Annotated in this window: 4 protein-coding genes; all 4 read right to left on the reverse strand. The window is 59.3% G+C overall.

Going from position 1 to position 3,728, the window contains the following annotated elements:
- Positions 1-486 precede the first annotated feature (486 nt).
- Positions 487-777 carry a DUF1488 family protein gene (locus HLUSI_RS0113410; protein WP_016834465.1) on the reverse strand — a complete coding sequence of 97 codons (291 nt, stop codon included), beginning with the start codon at positions 775-777 and terminating at the stop codon, positions 487-489.
- A 139-nt stretch (positions 778-916) separates the two neighbouring features.
- Positions 917-1,303 carry a response regulator gene (locus HLUSI_RS0113415; protein WP_016834466.1) on the reverse strand — a complete coding sequence of 129 codons (387 nt, stop codon included), beginning with the start codon at positions 1,301-1,303 and terminating at the stop codon, positions 917-919.
- On the reverse strand, positions 1,300-1,755 hold the full coding sequence (locus tag HLUSI_RS0113420; RefSeq protein WP_016834467.1) for a response regulator: 456 nt from the start codon (positions 1,753-1,755) through the stop codon (positions 1,300-1,302). Before HLUSI_RS0113420 ends, HLUSI_RS0113415 begins: the two co-directional genes overlap by 4 nt.
- Positions 1,748-3,388: a sensor histidine kinase gene (locus tag HLUSI_RS0113425; protein WP_016834468.1), complete on the reverse strand. Its 1,641-nt coding sequence runs from the start codon at positions 3,386-3,388 to the stop codon at positions 1,748-1,750. Before HLUSI_RS0113425 ends, HLUSI_RS0113420 begins: the two co-directional genes overlap by 8 nt.
- Positions 3,389-3,728 lie beyond the last annotated feature (340 nt).

Raw genomic sequence — 3,728 nt, forward strand, 5'->3', positions numbered from 1 at the left:
GTGCGCGCACCTGCTGCTGATACAGGCCGGCATAGGCATGCGTGCGCACATGCGTTGCCTGCGACACGTGCGCCTCATGTGACACATGCGCCTCATGCGCCACGGGCCTCCGCGGCGAACGGCGACAGCGCGCCTGAATGGCGACGAACGCATTCGATAGTCGTCTCTGCAAAGCTCTCAAGCTGATTCCAGTATCAGGCCCCGCCCCGACCTGTTCCGGTCATGTGGCGTCGCCTGTGTCTCCAATGATTATTGTTCTGAGCTTCTTTCCGTGGTGAAAGAGGCCGACCGCTCGTCCCGGTCTATCGTCGCGATCATGGCGCGTTATCTGCTTATCTATTGCGGTGCGCTGATCGCTGAGATAGCAGCGGGCGCCCGGGGGGGTGCGCAAACGGTAGATTATCACGACGGCAACTCTTGACCGTTGATTCCGAGTGAAAATATCAGGCGCAGCTTACGCCGCGCTTGCGGTATTGCCATGGATCACTATTCGGCCTGGGCGACCGGGAGAGGCAGTGCCTGCTGCAAATCTTCCAGCGTCAGTGCGATGTACGGCACCAGGCCGGGTTGCGCCATGCGTTTCTTGACGGCTTCGGCGATGCGGGCGCGATGTTCCGTATAGAGCGCAACGATATTGTTGCTGGTCAGCCCGCCGATGGAAATCAGCGCGGCGCGGGTCACGAAACCCGGCAGCATCGTGCCGTTGTTGCGGATGATGAAGGTCACACGGTCGTCGCCGGTATCCCTGGGGCTTTCAAGCAAAAACTGTTTCGACATGCCGTTTCATGGACGTGTTGCAGAGGGTCCGCATCGTATCATGACAGACCCATCTCAAGCAGCAACGACGTGTGTAAAACACATAGCCGCTGGTGGAAAAAAGAGCCTGCCTCCAGCGCACCGTCGCCGCGCAGCCCGGTCAAGCCCGCGGCCGGTCCAGCACCTGCTGCACCACATCAGGCAATTCATCGAGATAATCCTGCGACTTCGGCAGCACATAGGCGATGCCGCAGCGCAGCGCTTCGCCGAAATGCACATCGTCTGAAAATCCGCTGCACATCACCGCCGGAATCCTCACGCCCTCTTCGCACAGCTCGTTGTAGAAATCGAGGCCGCTCATGTTTTCGTCGAGTTGGTAATCGATCACCAGCAAGTCGAAGGCGCCGTCGCGCAACAGGCTGCGCGCTTGCGCGATGCTACCGGCGCTGCCGACCTTGAAGCCGCGCTTTTCCAGGCGACGGCGCGCCAGCATGCGCAGGCCTTCATCGTCCTCAATGATCAGAATGGCGGGTTCCGATGCAGTCATGCAGCACCGCGGCCTACCGGAGGCACCTTGATGATTTGCAGGAAGAAGCCGAGCCGGCGCACGGCTTCGATGAAGGCTTCGTACTCCACCGGCTTGGTGATGTAGAGATTGCAGCCGTAGTCGTAGCAGCGTTCGATCTCGCGCGGATCGTCGGTGGTGGTCAGCATGATGATCGGGATGGCTGCCGTGACCTCGTTTTCCTTGAGGCGCTTGAGGACATCGACGCCGCTTACGCGCGGCATGTTGACGTCCAGCAGCACTACCAGCGATTCGAATTTTTCCCTGCCCGGTACACCCTCGCCATTGAAGAAATAATCGAGCGCTTCCTGGCCGTCCTTCAAGCGCAGGAAGCCGTTGGACAAGCCCGCGCGGCGCAGATTTTTTTCCACCAGCAAGGCGTGGCCGTCGTCGTCCTCGACCAGCAGGATGCCTACTTCATCTTTGTCAGCCATGATTCTGTTCTCCTTGAGCCAATTGGGTTGCGGGCGGCGTGACTTGTTGGATCGGCCGCACCGGCAATGAGGTGTAGAAGGTGGTGCCGGCGCCTTCGGTGGATTCGACCCAGATCTTGCCGCCGTGGCGCAGCACGATGCGCTTGATCAGCGCCAGGCCGACACCTTCACCTTGGGCGATATCGGCGTGGAGGCGGTGGAAGGCGGAAAACATCTTGCCCAGATAATCGGCCGGAATGCCGAGGCCGTTGTCGCGCACGTAGTAAGTACGGAAATCCGGTTGGCCCGGATCCGGTGGCAGTACGCCGATCTCGACCGTGCCGGCACGCTTGGGATTGAGATAGTTGACGGCGTTGCCGATCAGGTTGCCGAATATCTGTTCGACTGCAGTCGGGTCGCCATAGCACGGCGGCAGCGGCTGCGACACCACCACTGCCTGGCGCTCGCGGATGGTGTTGCTCATGGCGTCGATCACGCGCCCGACCACTTCGTTGACGTTGGTCTCCTGCGATTGGTACTCCACGCGACCTACGCGCGACAGCCGCAACATCGCATCGATGATGGCAGCCGAGCGCGTCACCGCCGTGCGGATGAAGCGCAGCGACACTTCGACGTCGTCCTCGATGATGTCGCGGATGCGCTGCTTGTCCTTGTCGTTGAGATCGCTGGCGTCGATGGTCTCGTGCAGCTCGCCGACCGAATGATGCAGCTCCTTGCTGAACCCCTGCAGGTTGACCAGCGGCGAACGCAGGTCGTGCGAGACGCTGTAGATGAACATCTCGTTGTCCTGCGTCTGCCGTTGCAGGTCGTCGTTGACGCTTGTCAGTTCATGCGCATGGCGCTCCAGTTCTTCACGGTAAACGCGCGCGTCCTCCTCGGCCTGGCGCAGGCGCGCGCTGCTCTCGTGCAGCACCTTGTCGAGCTCGGTGATTTCGTCGTTGCCGCCGACGCGCTGAGCCAGCACGCCGCCTTCGGTCAGCTTGTGTGCATTGCCGGTCAATACGGCCAGGCGACCGCCGACGTCGTGACTGAAAATTCGCGCCGCCAGCGCTGCAGCCAGCACCGAGCCGAGCAAGGCGATCACCAGTGCAATGTTCTGCATGCGCCGCGCTTCGACGACGCTGCTCAGACGCTCCTGATCCAGTTCTTCTTCCACCTTGATGAACTCGACCAGTTGCCGCTGGATCACCTGAATCAGCCGCCGCGCATTCGGATCACGCAAGGCTGCCACCAGTTCGTCGTGCTTGTCGTTCCTGAGCAGCTCGGTCTGGAGGTCGGTCCACTGGCGGTATTCCTGCACCGAGGCGCCAATCTGCGCCACGCGTCGCAGTTGCTCGGCATTGTCGCCCACCAGTTCGCGCAATTCGCCGAGTTCCTTTTCGATGCTGTCCCACAGGTCGCTCTTCTCAAGCCCGGCCGGGTCGTTGAGAATGATGGCGGCACGCAAGCGCGCCGATTGCAGCAGCACCGGCTCGCGCACTTCCCCAGCCTGGATGATGACGTTCTTGGTATGCAAGGCCAAGACTTCGGCCTGCGTGGCGTTCTCCTGGCTCTTGTACAGGATTCCCAGCAAGCCAAGCTCGAATATGCCGGGAATGGCCACCAGCAGCAGGCCTTTTCTGAATAGCTTCATAAACGGCTTCTCTCTCCGGAAAAACACGTCAGCAACAATCGGTACATCCCCTCGGCGCAGCAATCTGCGCCGTACTGTTTTGCTCTTTACTTTTTTGCTATTTGCTTGTTCTTGTTGTCTGCTTCCCGCTGCGAGCCGCATGAGCGACCGGTGTCGGGCGACTTGTATTGACGTTACTAAAAATTACATTGATGTCAACAAAGTTATTTATCGGCAATCGTCTCACAAACGATTTCAAATCGCCATGATTTTTTAGAAACGTCACAGGGAATTCACGCCGATACGGCGGCAGTCGGTACATGAATTTTTTGATGCATTATTTAATTTTTAATTACATAAA

Source organism: Herbaspirillum lusitanum P6-12 (genome assembly GCF_000256565.1).
Classification (GTDB): Bacteria; Pseudomonadota; Gammaproteobacteria; order Burkholderiales; family Burkholderiaceae_D; genus Herbaspirillum; species Herbaspirillum lusitanum.